This window comes from Serratia marcescens subsp. marcescens ATCC 13880 (assembly GCF_017299535.1).
GTDB lineage: Bacteria > Pseudomonadota > Gammaproteobacteria > Enterobacterales > Enterobacteriaceae > Serratia > Serratia marcescens.
In genome coordinates, this window is the sequence record NZ_CP071238.1 from 4,399,265 (window position 1) to 4,417,934 (window position 18,670).

At 62.6% G+C, this 18,670-nt stretch carries 14 protein-coding genes and 1 riboswitch; of the genes, 6 read left to right on the forward strand and 8 right to left on the reverse strand.

Annotated elements, in window-relative coordinates:
* Positions 1-100 precede the first annotated feature (100 nt).
* A complete protein-coding gene (hasF, locus tag J0F90_RS20965; RefSeq protein WP_016930142.1) occupies positions 101-1,600 on the forward strand; it encodes a multidrug efflux transporter outer membrane subunit HasF in 1,500 nt (499 codons plus the stop codon).
* A gap of 152 nt (positions 1,601-1,752) precedes the next feature.
* Positions 1,753-3,702 carry a dihydroxyacetone kinase operon transcriptional regulator DhaR gene (dhaR, locus tag J0F90_RS20970; RefSeq protein ID WP_033639366.1) on the forward strand — a complete coding sequence of 650 codons (1,950 nt, stop codon included), beginning with the start codon at positions 1,753-1,755 and terminating at the stop codon, positions 3,700-3,702.
* On the opposite strand, the gene dhaM is transcribed toward dhaR, so the two are convergent.
* The 4 genes from dhaM to J0F90_RS20990 are packed head-to-tail and all read right to left on the reverse strand — an operon-like array spanning position 3,699 to position 8,005.
* The gene (gene dhaM / locus J0F90_RS20975; RefSeq protein ID WP_033639365.1) at positions 3,699-5,129 is read right to left on the reverse strand and encodes a dihydroxyacetone kinase phosphoryl donor subunit DhaM; all 1,431 of its coding nucleotides are present in this window, start codon (positions 5,127-5,129) and stop codon (positions 3,699-3,701) included. The two genes, dhaR and dhaM, sit on opposite strands and share 4 nt — an antisense overlap.
* Positions 5,130-5,140: 11 nt before the next feature.
* The gene (gene dhaL, locus J0F90_RS20980) at positions 5,141-5,773 is read right to left on the reverse strand and encodes a dihydroxyacetone kinase subunit DhaL (RefSeq protein WP_033639364.1); all 633 of its coding nucleotides are present in this window, start codon (positions 5,771-5,773) and stop codon (positions 5,141-5,143) included.
* A gap of 9 nt (positions 5,774-5,782) precedes the next feature.
* Positions 5,783-6,853 (reverse strand): dihydroxyacetone kinase subunit DhaK, encoded by a 1,071-nt coding sequence (dhaK, locus tag J0F90_RS20985; protein ID WP_033639363.1) that lies wholly within the window; start codon positions 6,851-6,853, stop codon positions 5,783-5,785.
* A 51-nt stretch (positions 6,854-6,904) separates the two neighbouring features.
* A complete protein-coding gene (locus J0F90_RS20990; RefSeq protein WP_033639362.1) occupies positions 6,905-8,005 on the reverse strand; it encodes a glycerol dehydrogenase in 1,101 nt (366 codons plus the stop codon).
* 352 nt (positions 8,006-8,357) lie between these two features.
* On the opposite strand from J0F90_RS20990, the gene J0F90_RS20995 reads away from it, so the two are divergent.
* Together J0F90_RS20995 and J0F90_RS21000 are read left to right on the forward strand one after the other, a co-directional pair.
* On the forward strand, positions 8,358-9,020 hold the full coding sequence (locus J0F90_RS20995) for a DUF1190 family protein (protein ID WP_004937226.1): 663 nt from the start codon (positions 8,358-8,360) through the stop codon (positions 9,018-9,020).
* Between the two features lie 3 nt (positions 9,021-9,023).
* Positions 9,024-10,184, forward strand: coding sequence for a glutathionylspermidine synthase family protein (locus J0F90_RS21000; RefSeq protein ID WP_016930148.1), 1,161 nt, complete (start codon positions 9,024-9,026; stop codon positions 10,182-10,184).
* Positions 10,185-10,232: 48 nt separating this feature from the next.
* On the opposite strand, the gene ygiD is transcribed toward J0F90_RS21000, so the two are convergent.
* Complete coding sequence (ygiD, locus tag J0F90_RS21005; RefSeq protein WP_028127592.1) at positions 10,233-11,015, reverse strand: 4,5-DOPA-extradiol-dioxygenase; 783 nt, start codon at positions 11,013-11,015, stop codon at positions 10,233-10,235.
* A 322-nt stretch (positions 11,016-11,337) separates the two neighbouring features.
* On the opposite strand from ygiD, the gene J0F90_RS21010 reads away from it, so the two are divergent.
* Positions 11,338-12,870 carry an alkaline phosphatase gene (locus J0F90_RS21010; protein WP_033639361.1) on the forward strand — a complete coding sequence of 511 codons (1,533 nt, stop codon included), beginning with the start codon at positions 11,338-11,340 and terminating at the stop codon, positions 12,868-12,870.
* A gap of 53 nt (positions 12,871-12,923) precedes the next feature.
* On the opposite strand, the gene ribB is transcribed toward J0F90_RS21010, so the two are convergent.
* Entirely contained in the window at positions 12,924-13,577 is a 654-nt protein-coding gene (ribB, locus tag J0F90_RS21015) for a 3,4-dihydroxy-2-butanone-4-phosphate synthase (RefSeq protein ID WP_004937218.1), read from the reverse strand.
* 109 nt (positions 13,578-13,686) lie between these two features.
* Positions 13,687-13,847: riboswitch (FMN riboswitch) on the reverse strand.
* 145 nt (positions 13,848-13,992) lie between these two features.
* On the opposite strand from ribB, the gene ubiK reads away from it, so the two are divergent.
* A complete protein-coding gene (ubiK, locus tag J0F90_RS21020) occupies positions 13,993-14,268 on the forward strand; it encodes a ubiquinone biosynthesis accessory factor UbiK (RefSeq protein ID WP_004937216.1) in 276 nt (91 codons plus the stop codon).
* Between the two features lie 51 nt (positions 14,269-14,319).
* Here ubiK and hldE read toward each other — a convergent pair whose 3' ends face one another.
* Positions 14,320-15,750, reverse strand: a complete 1,431-nt coding sequence (gene hldE, locus J0F90_RS21025) for a bifunctional D-glycero-beta-D-manno-heptose-7-phosphate kinase/D-glycero-beta-D-manno-heptose 1-phosphate adenylyltransferase HldE (RefSeq protein WP_004937214.1) — start codon at positions 15,748-15,750, stop codon at positions 14,320-14,322.
* Between the two features lie 77 nt (positions 15,751-15,827).
* A complete protein-coding gene (glnE, locus tag J0F90_RS21030) occupies positions 15,828-18,665 on the reverse strand; it encodes a bifunctional [glutamate--ammonia ligase]-adenylyl-L-tyrosine phosphorylase/[glutamate--ammonia-ligase] adenylyltransferase (RefSeq protein ID WP_033639360.1) in 2,838 nt (945 codons plus the stop codon).
* Positions 18,666-18,670 lie beyond the last annotated feature (5 nt).

Sequence of the window (18,670 nt, forward strand, 5' to 3'; positions counted from 1 at the left end):
CAGCCACCTGATGCGTACCTCAGACTCTGCTAGAATCGGCAACTATTTCGTCTATCGTCAGCGCTAACATAGCAATATTGCTGCACAACAAGGAATGCAAATGAAGAAACTGCTCCCCCTTCTTATCGGACTGAGCCTGGGCGGCTTCAGTGCAATGAGCCAGGCAGAGAACCTGCTGCAGGTCTACAAACAGGCCAGGGAAAGTAACCCGGATCTGCGCAAAAGTGCAGCTGACCGCGACGCCGCATTCGAAAAGATCAATGAAGCGCGCAGCCCGTTGCTGCCGCAGCTCGGCCTGACCGCCGGTTACAACTATACCAGCGGATATCGAGACAGCCGCGACACCCATAGCGATAGCACAAGCGGCTCGCTGGCGCTGACGCAAACCATCTTCGACATGTCGAAATGGCGCCAACTGACGCTGCAGGAAAAGACCGCCGGCATCTCCGACGTCACCTTCCAGACCGCTGAGCAACAGCTTATTCTCAACACGGCGACCGCTTACTTCAACGTGCTGAAAGCGATCGATACGCTGTCCTATACCCAGGCGCAGAAAGACGCGGTGTACCGCACGCTGGATCAAACCACCCAGCGTTTCAACGTGGGTCTGGTGGCGATCACCGACGTGCAGAACGCCCGCTCGAACTACGACACCGTGCTGGCGGCGGAAGTCTCCGCCCGCAACGATCTGGACAACGCGCTGGAAACGCTGCGTCAGGTCACCGGCACCTTCTACCCCGAGCTGGCCTCGCTGAACACCGATCGCTTCAGCACCCAGCGCCCGGAAGCGGTGAACAACCTGCTGAAAGAAGCGGAAGCGCGCAACCTGAGCCTGCTGTCCGCCCGCCTGAGCCAGGATCTGGCGCGCGAACAGATCCGCGCCGCGCAGACCGGCTATATGCCGACAGTGGACTTCAGCGCCTCCACGGCGATCTCCAACAACAATTACGGCGGCTCACGCAACACCACGCGCGACGCAGACCTCGGTGAAAACAAAGTGGGTCTGAGCTTCAACCTGCCGCTGTACAGCGGCGGCGCGACCAATTCGCAGGTGAAACAAGCGCAGTACGGCTTCGTCGGCGCCAGCGAGCAGTTGGAAAGCTCACACCGCAGCGTGGTGCAGACCGTGCGTTCGTCGTTCAACAACGTTAACGCTTCGATCAGCAGCATCAACGCCTACAAACAGGCGGTGATCTCCGCGCAAAGCTCCCTGGACGCGATGGAAGCCGGTTATCAGGTCGGTACCCGCACCATCGTCGACGTGCTGGACGCCACCACCACGCTGTATAACGCCAAACGTCAGCTGTCCGACGCGCGTTATACCTATCTGATCAACCAACTGAACATCAAGTCGGCGCTCGGCACGCTGAACCAGAACGATCTGTTGCTGTTGAACGGCGCGTTGGGCAAACCGGTATCGACCGCGCCTGACGCCGTCGCACCGCAGAATCGCGCGCAGGACGCCTATGCGGACGGCTATCAGGACAATGCGCCGATGCAACAAACTGCGGCGCCGGCACCGGCGGCCACTCGCGCATCCGCGCCGGCCGTTACCACCAGCCAACCGGCTCGCAACAGCGGCAACCCATTCCGCAACTGATGCGCGCACGCTGACAAACACGGGGTCCGGCCTGCGCCGCGCCCCGTTTTTTTTTGTCCCGATTTTCCCCGCTTCTGCCCGCCGCCTCACAGCCGCCGCCGCGTCAGGTGGTATCATCATCACTCTCGTTTTCGCAGTCTGGATGAGGTTCGATGGACAACGATTCACGCTGGCAGCGTCTGATTAACGACGGCGAATTGCCGCCGCCGCTGCGCCCGACGCCGGCGGTGTACGCCTCCTGGCTGCGCTGCCGCAGCCTGATGCAACCCGATGTCTGGCAAGCACCGCACCGCGCTCAGGGCGCCACCTTCGAATCGATTTGCCGCCGCAAGAACGATCTGCTGACGCTCGGTCAGGCGGCGCTGGAAGACGCCTGCGAATACATGGAGCCGCGTCGCTGTCTGTTGATGATCTTCGACGAGAGCGGCTGCATGCTGTGGCGCTGCGGCGACGCCCCAACCTGGGAGCTTTTGCAGCAATTGGGGTTCGCCCCCGGCGCCTACTGGGCCGAGGGGCAGATCGGCACCAATGCTCCGGCGCTGGCGGCGGCGGAAGGCCACCCGGTACGAGTGAGCGGTGAAGAGCACGTGCGCCGGGCACTGCACGGTTGGTCATTCTGCGCGACGCCGGTCTACGACAACAGCGGCCGCCAGCGCGGCTCGATCGCGCTGGGCTGCCTGCTGGCCGACTGTGCCGCCGGCGATCTGTCGCTGACGCTGGCCATCGCCCGCGAAATCGGCAACTCGCTGAACGCCGACGGCCTGCTGGCGGAATCCAACCGCCATCTGAATCAACTTTACGGCCTGCTGGACGGCGTGGACGACGGCGTCATGGCCTGGGATCACCGCGGCTACCTGCAATACATCAACCAGCGCGCCGCCGGTCTGCTGAAGCTGGACGAACAGCAGAGCCAGGGCAAACCGCTGGCGCAGCTGTTGACGCTGCCCGCCCTGCTCAAGCGCGCCATCGCCGACCGGCAGCCGCTGCAACACGTCGAAGTCACCTTCGAAAGCCAGCGGCAGTTTATTGCCGCTTTGCTGACGCTAAAGCCGATTTTCGACGGCGATCGCTGCAGTTTCATCGCCCTGCTGCACCCGCTCGAGCGGCTGCGCCAGTACGTCAGCAGCCAGTTGGGGCGCGTCAGCCACAGCTTCGAGCAAATGCCCTCCGCCTCGCTGGAAATGCGGCGGCTGATCCGTTACGGCCAGCAGGCGGCCAAGGGCCAGCATCCGATCCTGCTGCGCGGAGAGGAAGGGGTTGGCAAAGAGCTGCTCAGCCAGGCTATCCACAACGCCGGCGAACGCGCCGCCGGGCCGTATATCGCCCTCAACTGCCAGCTGCTGCCGCAGGCGCAGGGGCTGCGTGAACTGTTGGGCAGCGACGCCAGCGAAGAAGAGGCGGGCCAGCTCAGCAAATTCGAATTGGCCAACGGCGGCACGCTGTATCTCGAACAGATCGAATACCTGCCGGCGGAGATGCAGTCGGCGCTGCTGCAGGTGCTGAAAACCGGCGTGGTGATCCGCCTCAATTCCAGCCGGGTGATCCCGGTCGATGTCCGAGTCATCGCCGGCAGCGCCGCCGACCTGCCGCTGCTGGTGCAGCAAAACCGCTTCCGCCGCCAGCTGTTTTACAGCCTGCAGGCGTTCGAGATCCAGATCCCGCCGCTGCGCCAGCGGCTGAGCGATATTCCGCTGCTGGTCAAACACCATCTGCGCACGCTGGAGCAGCATTTTCAGTGTCGCTTCCGGGTGGATGACGAGGTAATGGCCCAGTTGGCGCTTTATCTGTGGCCGGGCAACGATTTGGAACTGAAAGGGGTGGTGGAGCGCGCGGCGATGATTTGCCACGGCCACCACATCCAGTTGGCGGATCTGCCGGCGCACCTGCTCGGCCAGCCGTCGCTGCTGGAAAGCGATCCGCAGCCCGGCGCGCCGCTGTTGACACTGACGGACATGGAACGCCAGGCGATCCTGCGCGCGGCGACCGTCAGCCGCGGCCAGGTGACGGAGATGGCGCAGCTGCTGGGCATCGGCCGCACCACGCTGTGGCGGAAGATCAAACAGCACGGGATCGACATCCGCCAGTTCAAGCTGCGCGCTTAGTGGCTGAGCTGCAATACCCCGCGCGCGGCGTCCAGCATCGCCTTCTGCCCGCTGCGGGTTTTGCTCAGGCAATCCTGCATGCCGACCACCATCGGAATGCCCATCGCCTTCGCCAGAATGGCGCTGTGCGACAGGGCATTGCCGCCGCTCAGACAGATGCCGAGCACCAGCCGCCTGTCGAGCATCACCACCTCCGAAGGCATCAGTTCGTCCATCACCAATATTGACGGTTCTGCGAGCGCAATAACCGGCAGCGGCAGCCTCTGCAGATGGCACAGCGTGCGGCGCAGCATGTCGCGCACGTCCAATTCGCGCGCCCGCATGTAGTCGTCATCCAGCTCGCGGTACTCTTCGGCGATCGCCTCCAGCACCTGCCGCCAGGCCTGCTCGGCGCTGCACAGCTGTTGCGCGATGCAGGTGTAAGCCGCCTGCTGCAGATCCGGATCGTCCAGCAGCATGCTGTGGGCGCCGAAGATCGCCGCCTGCGGCTTGCCGATCAGCGTGCCTGTGCGTTCCGCCAGCCGGTTCAGATCGCTCAGCGTGTGCTGTAACGCCTCCCGCAGGCGTTGCTGTTCGCCCAGAACCTCGTCCGCGCCGATACGCCGATCGGCGGTTGGCGGCCAGAAGCTGTGGGCCTGAAACACCGGCCCGCTGGTGACGCTTTCCGCCACCGGGATACCGTGCAGCGAAGGCTGCTGCCGCTCGGAGACCGTCTCGCCAAAATGTTGTTCCGCCAGCGCTTTGAACGCCGCCAGCGCCTCGTCCGCCTGCGCGCCGTCGGCGATCAGGCGAACGGTGTCGCCGTGACGCACCTGCAGCAGCGCCAGCTGATTGAGGCTGCGCGGATCGACGCACTGCCCCTGCTTCTCCAGCACCAGCTCGGCCTTGAACGGCGCCAGCGTCTCGACCAGCCGCGCCGCCGGGCGCGCATGCAGCCCATGCGGGTTCTGCACCGTCCAGGTTGCGCTTTTGCCCTGCGCCAGCGGCAAGGCCACGCTTTTCGCCGTCGGTGAAGCCTCGCCCAGCTGTGCCTGTTTGGCCTGCAGCGCCCCCTGCGCCTCCGCCACCACCTGCTCCAGCGAGGCGCCGGAGTTGGCGGCCACCACCGCCGCCAGCGTGCCTTCAACCAGCGGCGCCGCACACAGCCGCACTTTGGCGGCCAGATCCGGATCCAGCAGATCGAGCGCGGTTTCGGCACTGAGCAGCGCGCTGCCCAGATCCATCAGCACCAGAACGCCGTCGCCGTCGGCGACCGCTTCGATCGCCTCCATCACTTTGACCGCGTCGGTGCCGATCGGATGCTGCTCGTCATCCACGCCCGCCGCCAGCGCCAGTTTGCAGCCGTCGCCGCGCATCATCTGCCGCGCCAACTGCTCAACGCCGCGCGCCAGCAACGCGCTGTGCGAAACCACCACGATATTAATCATCTCGCCTCCTGCTAACTGCCGGCGACCTCGGCCAGCGTTTTCATCATCAACATCACCGAAGTGGCGCCGGGATCCTGGTGGCCGATGCTGCGCTCGCCCAGGTAACTGGCCCGCCCTTTGCGCGCCTGCATGGTGATGGTGTTCTCCACCGCCCGCTCGGCGCTGTCGGCGGCGCGCTGCAGCGCCTCCGACACGCTCAGGTTCTGCTGCGCGGACTGACCGAGGCTTTCCACCACCGGCCACCAGACGTCGCACATGGTCTTGTCGCCCGGCTCCGCCTTGCCGCGCATCACCACGCCTTCCACCCCTTCCTGCATCACCTGATGCAGCTCCGCCAGATCCAGGCTCTGCTTGGCGTTCGCCGCCTGCGCCGCGCGGATGAAGAAGGTGCCGAACAGCGGACCGCTGGCGCCACCCACGCTCGACAGCAGCGTCATGCCGGTGTTTTTCAGGATAAAGCCGATATCCTTGTCCGCCACCGACGGCAGCTTTTCCACCACCTTGTTGAAACCGCGATTCATGTTCAAACCGTGGTCGGCATCGCCGATCTCGGTGTCCAGCTGGGTCAGAAAATCGCGCTCCCGGCTGAACACCTCGCCGCAACGCATCAGCCAATCGACAACCTGTTGTTTGGTCAACGCCATGATTCCTCCTCAGCAACCCCAACGCAGCGCAGGCGTTTTCACCGGCGCATCCCACAAGGACAACAGCTCGTCGTCCACGTTCAACAACGTGATGGACACCCCTTGCATATCCAGCGAGGTGCAATAAGAACCCACCAGGTTGCGCTCAATGATGATGCCCGCCTCGGCGCAGCGCTCCGCCAGCCGATGGTACACGCCATACAACTCAGACAATGGCGTGGCGCCCAGATTGTTGACCAGCGCGATCACCCGATCGCCGCGCGTCAGCGGCTGCTTGGTCTGCATTTCGTCGCGCCACTCGCCCTGCTGACGATCCCAGACGCGGATCGCGCGCTGATAGTGGCCGTGGTCGATCAACGTATGGAACATGTCGTCCACCGCCGCGTTGAGCGTGGTGAACGGGCGGCGCGCAATGCCTGGCTCGCCGTGAATGCCGACGCCGAACTCCATTTCGTTCTCTGCCAGGGTGAACGACGGCTTGCCGGCGGCCGGCACGGTACAGGCGCCCAGTGCGATGCCGATTGAATGCCCGTGGTTGTTAATGCGATGCCCCAGCGTCACCACGCTGTCCAGATCGTCGCCGCGCACCGCGGCGGCGCCCAGCAGTTTCTCCATCAGCACGGTGTTGGCCACCCCGCGCCGCCCGGCGGTAAACAGGCTGTCTTTGACCGCCACGTCGTCATCCACCAGCACCGTCGCCACCGCGACGCCGCTGTCGTGCAGCAGCTCGGTGGCGGTTTCGAAGTTGAGCACGTCGCCGGTGTAGTTCTTGATCAGCAGCAGCACCCCGGCGCCGCCGTCGATCGCCTGACCGCACTCGTACATTTTATCCGGCGTCGGCGAGGTGAAAATCTCGCCCGGACAGGCGCCGTCGAGCATCCCTTCACCGACGAAGCCGCAGTGCATCGGCTCATGGCCGCTGCCGCCGCCGGACAAGATCGCCACCTTGCCCGCCACCGGCGCGTCGGCGCGGGTCACGAACACCGGATCCGCGTGCACCAGCAGCTCGGGATGGGCCTCCGCCAGCCCCTGCAACTGCTCTTCCAACACCGACTCGACCTGATTAATCAGTTTTTTCACGATGGTTTCCTCTGTAAGAACAGGGGCGCGGCGCACCGCGCCCCAACGGTATCAATGACGCTGCAACCAGGCGGCGCCCAGCCTATCCGCCGTCAGGATCGCCGCCTGCACGCCCGCAGGGGTGACCTTGAACGGCATGTTGTGAATGGTTTCACCCGCGGCGCAGCTGGCCTCGGCCACCGCCATCATCTTCGCCGCCGCATCGCCGGTGACGCCCATCTGCGCCAACGTGATCGGCAGGCCGATGTCATGACAAAACGCCAGCACGGTTTCAATCTGCGCCATCGGGCTGTTCTGCAGCACCAGCTGCGCCAGAGTGCCAAACGCCACTTTTTCGCCGTGATACAGGTGGTGACACTCCTCCAGCACGGTGAAACCGTTGTGAATGGCGTGCGCCGCCGCCAGCCCGCTGCTCTCGAAGCCGATGCCGCTCAGATACGTATTGGCCTCAATGATGCGTTCCACCGCTTCCGTCACCACGCCGGCTTCGACCGCCAGCTTGGCCTTCACCCCTTCGGCCAGCAGCGTGTCGTAGCACAACCGCGCCAGACTGAGCGCCGCCAGCGTCGATTTGCCGCCGGCCATGCTGGTGGCCTGGGCGTCGAAACAGGCCTGCGCTTCGAAATAGGTGGAGAGCGCGTCGCCCATGCCGGCCACCAGCAGGCGCACCGGCGCGTTGGCGATGATGGCGCTGTCCATCACCACCATGTCCGGGTTGCGCGGGTAGATCAGGTATTCGGCGAATTCGCCCTGTTCGGTGTAGATAACCGACAGCGCGCTGGTCGGCGCATCGGTGGAGGCGATGGTGGGAATGAGCACCACCGGCAGCCGTTGGTAGTGGGCGACGGCCTTGGCGGTGTCGAGCGTTTTGCCGCCGCCGACGCCGATCACCCCGCGGCAGCCGTGGGTCTGCAGCTCGCAGCCAAGCCGGTCTATCTCTTTACGGCAGCACTCGCCGTTGAAGCGGGCCGCATGATGTTTCACGCCGTGCTGCCGCAGGCTGCCCATCAGGGTGTCGCCCGCCAGCTGCATCACGAAGTCGTCGGCGATCACGAAATAATGGTCGGCGAGGGATTTGGCGTATTCGCCGACGGCGGCCAGCGCATTGACGCCCTGAATGTATTTGCCTGGTGACTGGATGATTCTCAACATAACCGGATCCTTGTAGGGAGTTGGCGATGGTACGTTCAGATATCAGGTGATGACGCGCCGACTTCGCCGCCGGCTTGTTGTTGTGCTTCGACTATGAGCGCCTGCCGCCCGCCTGGCGAGCTTCGCGATTTTTGTTCCATTATGGAACATCATCATAGCGACAACGTTTCATGATGAAACGCCAACGCGCGTTTTTTCGCCGCGAAAGCGAACTGGCGCACACCCCAACGTATAACTGCGTAAAGAGTCGATTCTGCGGGCGTTTCAGCTTTAATTTTGACCATGTTTCCCCTATCCTTAGCGCCACTACTGGGAAAGGGCGAAAACAGCCCGCATGATGGGATTGATAACGATGAAACGGACAAAAAACATCAACCAAGAGACGTTCCGCAAATCCTGGCGCAGCTACCGTGTCGCGCCCGTGGCTTTGGCGATCAGCGCCGTCTTTATGCTGGCCGGCTGCGAGAAGAGCGATGAAACGGTCTCCCTGTATCAGAATGCCGATGACTGTTCGCGCGCCAATCCTTCGATGAGCGAGCAGTGCACCACCGCCTACAACAATGCCCTGAAAGAAGCCGCGAAAACCGCGCCGAAATACGCCACTCGCGAAGACTGCGTCGCCGAGTTCGGCGAAGCGCAGTGTACCCAGGCTCCGGCACAGGCCGGCATGGCGGCGGAATCACAAAGCAGCGGCAGCTTCTGGATGCCGCTGATGGCGGGCTATATGATGGGCCGCCTGATGGGCGGTTCCGGCTTCGCGCAGCAGCCGCTGTTCACCTCCAAGAACGCCGCCAGCCCGGCGAACGGCAAGTTTGTCGACGCCAGCGGCAAGAGCTACGGCCCGGCCACCGCCGGCGGCCGCACCATGACGGTGCCGAAAACCGCCATGGCGCCGAAGCCTGCGGTCACCAATACCGTGACCCGCGGTGGTTTCGGCGAGACCGTGGCCAAGCAGACCAGCATGCAGCGCAGCAGCGCCACTTCCAACTCCGGCTCTCGCAGCATGGGCGGTTGATGCATGAAACGTATTGCTATTACCGAGCGCCCGGACTGGCGTGAAAAAGCGACCGAGTTCGGTTTTCGTTTCCACACCATGTACGGCGAGCCGTACTGGTGTGAAGACGCCTATTACCAGTTCACGCTGGCGCAGATTGAAGAGATCGAAAGCGCTACCGCCGAGCTGCATCAGATGTGCCTGCAGGTGGTGGAAAAAGTGGTCGGCAGCGACGAGCTGATGGCCAAGTTCTGCATCCCGAAACACACTTGGGAGTTCGTGCGCAGTTCCTGGCGCACCAACCAGCCGTCGCTGTATTCGCGTCTCGATCTGGCCTACGACGGCGTCAACCCGCCGAAGCTGCTGGAGAACAACGCCGATACGCCGACCTCGCTGTATGAAGCGGCCTTCTTCCAGTGGCTGTGGCTGGAAGACCAGATCAATGCCGGCAAGCTGGATCCGCAATCGGATCAGTACAACAGCCTGCAGGAGAAGCTGATCGAGCGTTTCGGCGAGCTGAAAGCGCACCACGGCTTCGGCCTGCTGCACCTGGCGTGCTGCCAGGACAGCGAAGAAGATCGCGGCACGGTGCAATATCTGCAGGACTGCGCGCAGGAAGCCGGTCTGCCGACCGAATTCCTGTTCATGGAAGAGATTGGCCTTGGCGAGAAAGGCCAGTTCACCGATCTGCAGGATCAGGTGATCGGTAACCTGTTCAAGCTCTACCCGTGGGAATTCATGCTGCGCGAGATGTTCTCCACCAAGCTGGAAGACGCCGGCGTGCGTTGGCTGGAGCCGGCCTGGAAGAGCATCATCTCCAACAAGGCGCTGCTGCCGCTGCTGTGGGAAATGTTCCCGAACCACCCTAACCTGCTGCCGGCTTATTTCGCGCAAGACGATCATCCGCCGATGGATCATTACGTCACCAAACCGCTGTTCTCGCGGGAAGGCGCCAATATCCAGATCGTCGAAAACGGTCAGGAAGTGGCGCGCGTCGATGGGCCGTACGGTGAAGAAGGCATGATCGTGCAGCAGTTCCATCCACTGCCGAAGTTCGAAGACAGCTACACGCTGATCGGCAGCTGGCTGGTGAACGATCAACCCTGCGGCATCGGCCTGCGCGAAGATCGCGAACTGATCACGCAGGATCTGTCGCGCTTCTATCCGCACACTATTCTCGGCTGATCGCCCCGCTGAAAGCAAAAACGCCAGTCTCTGACTGGCGTTCTTTCTTTACCCCACCTGTACCGACAGCATGCTCAGCGCCCCCATTTCGATACCGTCGATCGGCACGCTGATGGTCTCTTTTCCATCCCAACCGCCAAGCACATACAGCAACGGCAGATAGTGTTCCGGCGTCGGATTCGACAACGCCGCGCCCTCATGGCGCATGAAATCCACCAGCGGGTGATTATCGCCCCGATAACGCAGGTTATCCCGGACAAAGTTATTGAACGATTCCGCCCATGGGTAGGCGCTGGTGTCGCCCTGCCATTTCACCATGCGCAGGTTGTGCACCACGTTGCCGCTGGCGACGATCATCACGCCCTCATCCCGCAGCGCCGCGAGTTTGCGGCCCAGCTCATAGTGGTAAGCCGCCGGCTGCGTGCCGTCGACGCTGAGCTGCACCACCGGGATATCGGCATTGGGATACATCTTGATCAATACGCCCCAGGTGCCGTGATCCAACCCCCACTCGCCGAGATCCGCCGTTACCGGCACCGGCGCCAGAATGTGCTGCAGCTGCGCGGCCAGTGCGGGAGAGCCTGGCGCCGGATAACGGGTATCAAACAGCGCCTGCGGGAACCCGCCAAAGTCGTGAATGGTTTTGGGTTTTTCCATCGCGGTGACCGCAGTGCCGCGGGTATACCAATGCGCGGAAACCGCCACGATCGCCTTCGGGCGCGGCAATGACTCACCCAACGCACGCCATGCCCGGGTGTAACGGTTGTCTTCCAGCACGTTCATCGGGCTACCGTGGCCAAGAAACAGTGCCGGCATACGAGAGGTGTTCATAGAGGGATCCTTAGTTCAAATTGTGCTATGCCGCTACATTACGCGCTTTGCCGCAGCAACACAGCCGGATAACCGTGATGAAGATATTCAATAAATTTGAATTAAAAGCAGAGAAATACGCCGGTCAACAGAAAGATAAAAAAATCATATATTTCAATAAAATAATAAGTTCAGTGAATGCCATGACATTACTGCCACACAGATCCAATTTGTGAACAATTTATGTATTTTTTGTTAACAAAATCTATACACTCCTCCTCTGCCGACGGGAGCAGGCAACGCCGTCGCGCGATGGGAATTACGTCTCACCAAGGAGGAATTCATGTTCAGACTCACACTGGCAACCCGCCTGGCGCTTTCCATGTTCTTACTCGCCGGCTGGACGGCAACCACCGGCGCGGCGGACAACGCGCAGCTGACGCAGCGCGAAGATCCTTACTTCCTTCAGGCGCAAGCTCAGCTGCAACAGCGACTGAAACAAACCCCAAACACCAACCGCGCCAAAAACGTCATTCTGGTCGTCGGTGACGGCATGGGGTTTTCCACCGTGACCGCCGCCCGCATTTTTGAAGGGCAGCAGCGCGGCGTGGACGGCGAATCCAACGTGTTGGCCTGGGAGGCCTTCCCCTATCTGGCGGCGGCCAAAACCTACTCCGCCGACGCCCAAATCACCGACTCTGCGCCCAGCGCGGTGGCGATGACCACCGGCGTCAAAACCATCAACGATCTGATGGGTCTCGATCATACGGCTACCCTCAACAACTGCGAGGATCAGCAAACCAAGGCCGTCACCACGCTGTGGGAGATGGCCGCAACGCTCGGCATGTCCACCGGCGCCGTGACGACCGCCACCATTACCCACGCCACGCCGGGCGCCACCTATGCCCATATCGCCAATCGCGACTGGGAGTCTGACGCCAAAATGCCGGCAAATGCCCTGGCCGCAGGCTGCCGCGACATCGCGCGCCAGTTGGTGGAAATGAAGTACGGCAACGGCCTGAACGTAGCGATGGGCGGCGGGCGCGCCAACTTCCTGCCCGACAGCGTGAGCGATCCGGAATACCCCGGCAAGAAAGGTGCCAGAAAGGACGGCCGCGACCTGACGCAGGCCTGGCTGCAACGCTACGGCGAGCGCGGGCAATACGTCTGGAATCAGGCGCAGTTCAACAAAATCGAACCGGGCAACGTCGACCATCTGCTGGCTCTGTTCGAGCCGTCGCACATGAACTTCGAGCACGACCGGCGACAAGACGCGGCGGGAGAACCCTCACTGGCGGAAATGGCCGGCAAGGCCATCGATATTCTGTCCAGGAATCCTGAGGGTTATCTGCTGTTGGTGGAGGGTGGGCGCGTCGATCACGGCAGCCATAACGGCAACGCCTACCGCACGTTGAGCGACGCGGTCGCCCTGAACGAAGCGGTGAAAACCATCGTCGATAAGGTCGATCTGGACGACACGCTGGTGATCGTGACCGGCGATCACAGCCACACGCTGACCATCGCCGGCTATGCCAAGCGCGGCAATCCTATCCTCGGCATTTCCGTCGGCGTCGACGGCAAACCTCGGCTGGGCAGCGACGGCAAGCCCTACACCACCCTCGGTTTCGCCAATGGCCCCGGCGGCGCGATCCCGCTGACCGAGCGCCCGGCATTGACCATGGAGCAAACCACCGCGCCCGACTTTATTCAGCCGGCGCTGGTGCCGCTGAACAGCGAGACGCACGGCGGGGAAGATCTCGGCATCTACGCCATCGGCCCCTGGGCGCACCTGTTCCAGGGCACGGTGGAGGAGAACTACACCTTCCACGTGATGAATTACGCCAGCCGCATCGGCGAACGCCTGTCAAAACGCTAGCCACAAAAAAAGCCGCTTTACGCGGCTTTTTTATCGTTGAAAGCGGCCGGCTATCAGCTGGCTTTTTTCTCGTGCGCCTGGCGGTAGGCCACCAGATCTTCGATGGTCAGCACCACCATGTCGTGCTGTTTGGCGAAGGTGATCACTTCCGGCGCGTGCGCCATGCTGCCATCGTCGTTGGTCAGTTCACACAGCACGCCGGCTGGTTTGAAACCGGCCATGGAAACCAGATCGATGGTCGCTTCGGTGTGGCCGCGACGGCTCAACACACCGCCCGGCTGCGCGCGCAGCGGGAACACGTGGCCCGGGCGGTTCAGGTCGCTCGGCTTGGCGCTGTCTGCCACCGCCGCACGGATGGTGGTCAGGCGATCGGAAGCGGAAACCCCGGTGGTCACGCCCTGCGCCGCTTCGATGGTCACGGTGAAGGCGGTCTGGAACTGGCTGGAGTTGTTGGTCACCATCATCGGCAGCTCAAGCTGCTGACGGCGTTCTTCGGTGATGCACAGGCACACGATACCGCTGCCGTGGCGAATGGTCAGCGCCATCTGCTCAACGGTCATGGTTTCCGCGGCGAAGATCATGTCACCTTCGTTTTCACGGTTTTCATCATCGAGCACCATTACGCCGCGCCCGTTGCGCAGTGCGTCGATCGCGCGTTCAACGCGTTCTGTTGGCGTGCCGAAGTCTGAAAGTAGCGTCTGATTCATGGTAAAAAACCTCATTAAAAATTATGGATTACCAGAACCAGGGCGATCTTGAGGAGTAGCTAGCAATAGCTAAAAAAATAACGCAAGCGGGCGCATGCCCGGCAGATACCGTTACTCTCTCCCATCCGGACTATAACCGTCGGCCCCGGAATTACACCGGATCTGCTGACCTCTAACCGGCCTTTACAGGCTGGCTGAGCGCTCGCGGGCTTTCACCGTAGAAGGTGATTTACCGCCGGTGGGGACTTTCACCCCGCCCTGAGAATAAGCAAGATGACTATAACGCTAATGGGTAGGCAGGGCAATTGGCAAAAGCACAATTCGGCCACGTACGGCGAATGCGCTTAATGGTTTATCCGACGGGCAACTCGCATTACACTAAGCGGCAGCTATTAAACTCTGAAAGGGATACGCCATGATTGACCCGAAAAAAATCGAACAAATCGCACGCCAGGTTCATGAGTCCATGCCTAAAGGCGTTCGTGAATTCGGGGAAGACGTTGAGAAAAAAATCCGTCAGGTGCTGCAGTCGCAGCTGACCCGTCTGGATTTGGTTAACCGCGAAGAGTTCGACGTGCAGACTCAGGTGCTGTTGCGCACCCGCGAGAAGCTGGCGCTGTTGGAGCAGCGCATGGCCGAGCTGGAAAGCAAGCTGAGTGCGGCGCCGGCCGCCAAGCAGGAAGACGAATAATTCCCGCCAAGGGCGCGCACCGCGCGCCCTTGTACTTTACGTCGCCCGGCGTTAGCCGCGCCCGTCTTTGATCGCTTTGATGATGTTGGTGGTCGACAGGCCGTCTTCAAAGTTCAACACTTTGACATCGCCGCCGTTGGCCCACACTTCCGCACTGCCGGCAATCTCTTCCGGCTTGTAATCGCCGCCTTTCACCAGCAGATCCGGCAAGATGTCGGCGATCAAGCGCTGCGGCGTGTCCTCTTCGAACGGCACCACCCAATCCACCGCTTCCAGCGCGCCCAGCACGATCATGCGGTTCTCCAGCGCGTTGACCGGGCGTTTTTCCCCTTTCAGGCGTTTGGTCGAGGCGTCGCTGTTCACCGCCACGATCAGGCGATCGCCCAGCTTGCGGGCGTTGGCCAGATAAGAGACGTGGCCGGCATGCAGAATGTCGAAGATGCCGTTGGTCATCACCACTTTCTCGCCGCGCTGACGCGCCTGCGCCACGGCATTTTTCAACTGCGCTTCGGTCATCACGCCAAAGCCGGTTTCGGCGCGGCCGCGCACCGCGTTTTCCAGCTCGATGGGCGACACGGTAGACGTACCGAGCTTGCCCACCACCACGCCGGCGGCGGCGTTAGCAAGGAAGCAGGACTCTTCCAGCGAGTTGCCGGCGGCCAGCGAGGCAGCCAATACGCCGATCACGGTGTCGCCGGCGCCGGTCACATCAAACACTTCCTGCGCCTGAGTCGGCAAGTGCAGCGGCTCAACGCCAGGCTGCAGCAGCGTCATGCCGTGTTCGGAGCGGGTAACCAGCAGCGCCGACAGCTCGAAATCCGCCACCAGCTTCATGCCGCGTTCCACCAGTTCCGCCTCATCCTTACAGTGGCCCACCACCGCTTCGAACTCGGACAGGTTCGGCGTCAGCAGCGTCGCGCCGCGATAGCGCTCGAAATCAGAGCCTTTCGGATCGATCAGCACCGGCACCTTGGCGGCGCGCGCCAGCTGGATCATGCCCTGCACCTGGCTGAGCGCCCCTTTGGCGTAATCGGACAGCACCAGCGCGCCGATCTGCGGCAACGCCTGCTGAATGCGCTCCAGCATCGGCTGCGGATCGACGTTGGAGAAGCCTTCTTCGAAGTCGAGACGGATCAGCTGCTGGTTGCGCGACAGCACGCGCAGCTTGGTGATGGTCGGATGGGTCGGCACCGAGACGAAGTCGCAGCGCACGTTGACTTCATTCAGTTTGGCGCTCAGCGCCCGCGCCGCATCGTCGATGCCGGTCAGACCCACCAGGCGGGAAGTAGCGCCCAGCGAAGCGATATTCATCGCCACGTTAGCCGCGCCGCCGGGACGCTCTTCGATGGTATCGACCTTGACCACCGGCACCGGGGCTTCCGGTGAAATGCGGCTGGTCGGCCCATACCAATAGCGATCCAACATGACGTCACCGACCACCAGCACACCGGCGCGGCGAAAATCAGGCAGCGTAACTTTCATCCGATAACTCCAAAAAAGAACAAAATTTTAGTGGCGCAGATATTACCACAGACCGCCGGAATACCCGCAAAAAGGTATCAATCCAGCCATTTGGCCCAGCTGGCGCGCACCTGCTCGCGCTCGGCGGCAAACAGCTCGCTGTCGACCTTGCCGGAATGCTCCTGCAGCGCCAGGTGGTGGATCTCGTCGCGCATGGTGACATAAGCCTGGGTCAGCGCGCGCGCCTCCTCTTCCGGCATGATGTCGTAATTGGCCATCAGCTCGAAGATGCGCACGTTGTCCGACCAACGCGTCAGGCGCGGTTCACCCGGCGCATAGCGTAAGACCAGATATTGGGCGATAAATTCGATGTCGGTAATGCCGCCCTCATCAGCTTTGATATCAAACAGATCGCGCTGCTTGTTGCCGAGATGGTTGCGCATCTTTTCGCGCATCTCGCGCACTTCGCGCTTCAGGGTCTCCGGATCGCGCGTTTTGCACAGGATCTCGCGCCGGATCGCGTCGAACTGCTGATGCAGCGCCGGGTCGCCATGCACGATGCGCGCGCGCACCAGGGCCTGATGTTCCCAGGTCCAGGCTTCATTTTGCTGGTAGTCGGCGAACGCCTCGACGGTGCTGACCAGCATCCCCGCGGCGCCGGAAGGCCGCAGGCGCGCGTCCACCTCATACAGAATGCCGGAAGAGGTGCGGGTGCTGAACAGATGCATCACCCGCTGCGCCAGCCGCAGGTAGAACTGGCGGCCGTCGATGCAGCGATGGCCGTCGGTCATCACCTCCGGCGGACAATCCAGCAGGAACACCAGATCGAGGTCGGAACTGTAACCCAGCTCCCAACCGCCCAGTTTGCCGTAGCCGATCACCGCAAAGCCGCGCCCCTCACGCTCCTGCAAATGGGTGGGCTGGCCGTAGCGCGCCACCATGTCGCTCCAGGCCTGTTGCACCACCGCGTCGATGATCGCCTCCGCCAGATAAGTCAGGTGATCGCTCACTTTCATCACCGGCAGCGCGCCGGCGATATCCGCAGCGGCGATGCGCAGCTGCTGCGCCTGTTTGAACTGACGCAGCGCCTCCAGCTTTTGCTCTTCGTCGTCTTCCGGCACCCGCAGCAGATATTGCCGCAGCTCGCTGCGGTAGGCGTCCAGCGCCACCGGCTGATACAGCGTGGCCGGATCCAGCAGTTCGTCCAGCAGCAGCGGGTAACGCGACAGCTGGTTGGCGACCATCGGCGACGCGGCGCACAGGCGGATCAGATGGCTGAGCGCCGCGTGATACTCCACCAGCAGCTCGAGGTAGGTGGTGCGGGTGACGATGCTGAGCAGCAGCTGCGCCAGCCGCACCAGCGCGGTCGGCGCGTCCTGGCGCGGGCACACCTCCGCCAGCAGGCGCGGCATCAGCTGATCGAGCACGTCGCGGCCGCGCGGGCCGATGGTGCGTTTGTCGACGTCGTGGCGGAAATCGGCGATGGTGCGCAGCATCTGTCGACGCGCCTCTTCGTCGAGGTGCGGCGTCAGCGGCGCCAGCTCGTTCTCCTCCAGCGCGTCCTGCCACAGGCTGTGGTAGTGCTGGTAGTCGGGATCTTCACCGACATCCGGGCTATCGTCGCCGATCAGGTCGTCGAACACCGCGCGCACCGCCTGCATGTGCGCGTCCAGCGCCGCCATCAGCGCCGGCCAATCCGCCAATCCCATGCCGTAGGCCAACCGCGCCTGATCGAGCGCCTCCTGCGGCAGCGTCTGGGTTTGCTGATCGCCGATCGCCTGCAACAGGTTCTCCAGCCGCCGCAGGAACAGGTAGGCGGCGCTCAGCGCCCGCACCTGCTCGGCCTCCAACAGCCCCAGCTCACCCACCGCCTGCAGCGTCGGCAGCAGCGAACGCCCCTGCAGCGCCGGCTCGCGGCCGCCGCGGATCAGCTGGAATACCTGAGTGATGAATTCGATTTCTCGAATGCCGCCGGCGCCCAGCTTGATGTTGTCCTTCAGACCGCGCCGCCGCACTTCACGGGCGATCATGCCCTTCATGTTGCGCAAAGATTGGATGACGCTGAAATCGATGTAGCGGCGGAACACGAACGGCCGCAGGGTTTTGCGCAGCTCCTGGCTATAGGCGTCTTCCGCCCCGCCCATCAGGCGCGCCTTCACCATCGCATAGCGCTCCCAATCGCGCCCCTGCTCCTGATAATAATCTTCCAGCGCCGCGAAGCTCATCACCAACGGGCCGCTGTCGCCGAACGGCCGCAGCCGCATGTCCACGCGATAGACGAAGCCGTCGATGGTTTGCTGATCCAGCGCCTTGATCAACCGCTGGCCGAGGCGGGTGAAGAACTGGGCATTGTCCAGCTCGCGCCGTCCGCCCTGGGTCTGGCCGTTCTCCGGGTAGGCGAAGATCAGATCGATATCCGACGAGAAATTCAACTCGCCGCCGCCCAACTTGCCCATGCCGAGGATCAACAGCGGCTGCGGCTCGCCGGCGGCGTTGCACGGCGTGCCCCATTCGCGGCAGCAGGTTTGGTACAGCCAGTCGCGCGCGCTGACGATCAGCGTTTCCGCCAGTCCGCTCAGCTGCAGCAGCGTTTCTTCGGTCGAACACAGCCCCTGAGCCTGCGCCCAGGCGATGCGCACCAGCGTTTCACGGCGAAACAGACGCAGCGTGCGCATCAGCTGCGCCTCGTCGCGCACCTCTTCCAGCTCGTCCTGCAGCCAGGCGGCATAGTGTTGCCACTCGCCGGGCGCCGGCGGCTGTTCGCGCAGCGTCGCCAGCCAGGCAGGCTGAGCGAGCAGCGCGTCGCTGACGAAATCGCTCGACGCCAGCACCCACTGTTCCTGCTCGCTGAAGGCGCAGTCCGCGCCGTGAACTTCCTGAAAACGCTGCACAATCTGCTGTGCCTGAGCCTGTAACGCGGCTGAAAGTGGCGACATAGTGT

What these genes read in the sequence shown, in the direction of transcription:
- J0F90_RS21000 (WP_016930148.1), top strand. Translation starts at nt 9,024, where the DNA reads ATGAAACGTATTGCTATTACCGAGCGCCCGGACTGGCGTGAAAAAGCG.
- ribB (WP_004937218.1), bottom strand. Translation starts at nt 13,577, where the DNA reads ATGAATCAGACGCTACTTTCAGACTTCGGCACGCCAACAGAACGCGTT.
- dhaR (WP_033639366.1), top strand. Translation starts at nt 1,753, where the DNA reads ATGGACAACGATTCACGCTGGCAGCGTCTGATTAACGACGGCGAATTG.
- J0F90_RS20995 (WP_004937226.1), top strand. Translation starts at nt 8,358, where the DNA reads ATGAAACGGACAAAAAACATCAACCAAGAGACGTTCCGCAAATCCTGG.
- glnE (WP_033639360.1), bottom strand. Translation starts at nt 18,665, where the DNA reads ATGTCGCCACTTTCAGCCGCGTTACAGGCTCAGGCACAGCAGATTGTG.
- dhaM (WP_033639365.1), bottom strand. Translation starts at nt 5,129, where the DNA reads ATGATTAATATCGTGGTGGTTTCGCACAGCGCGTTGCTGGCGCGCGGC.
- hldE (WP_004937214.1), bottom strand. Translation starts at nt 15,750, where the DNA reads ATGAAAGTTACGCTGCCTGATTTTCGCCGCGCCGGTGTGCTGGTGGTC.
- dhaL (WP_033639364.1), bottom strand. Translation starts at nt 5,773, where the DNA reads ATGGCGTTGACCAAACAACAGGTTGTCGATTGGCTGATGCGTTGCGGC.
- ygiD (WP_028127592.1), bottom strand. Translation starts at nt 11,015, where the DNA reads ATGAACACCTCTCGTATGCCGGCACTGTTTCTTGGCCACGGTAGCCCG.
- J0F90_RS20990 (WP_033639362.1), bottom strand. Translation starts at nt 8,005, where the DNA reads ATGTTGAGAATCATCCAGTCACCAGGCAAATACATTCAGGGCGTCAAT.
- ubiK (WP_004937216.1), top strand. Translation starts at nt 13,993, where the DNA reads ATGATTGACCCGAAAAAAATCGAACAAATCGCACGCCAGGTTCATGAG.
- hasF (WP_016930142.1), top strand. Translation starts at nt 101, where the DNA reads ATGAAGAAACTGCTCCCCCTTCTTATCGGACTGAGCCTGGGCGGCTTC.
- J0F90_RS21010 (WP_033639361.1), top strand. Translation starts at nt 11,338, where the DNA reads ATGTTCAGACTCACACTGGCAACCCGCCTGGCGCTTTCCATGTTCTTA.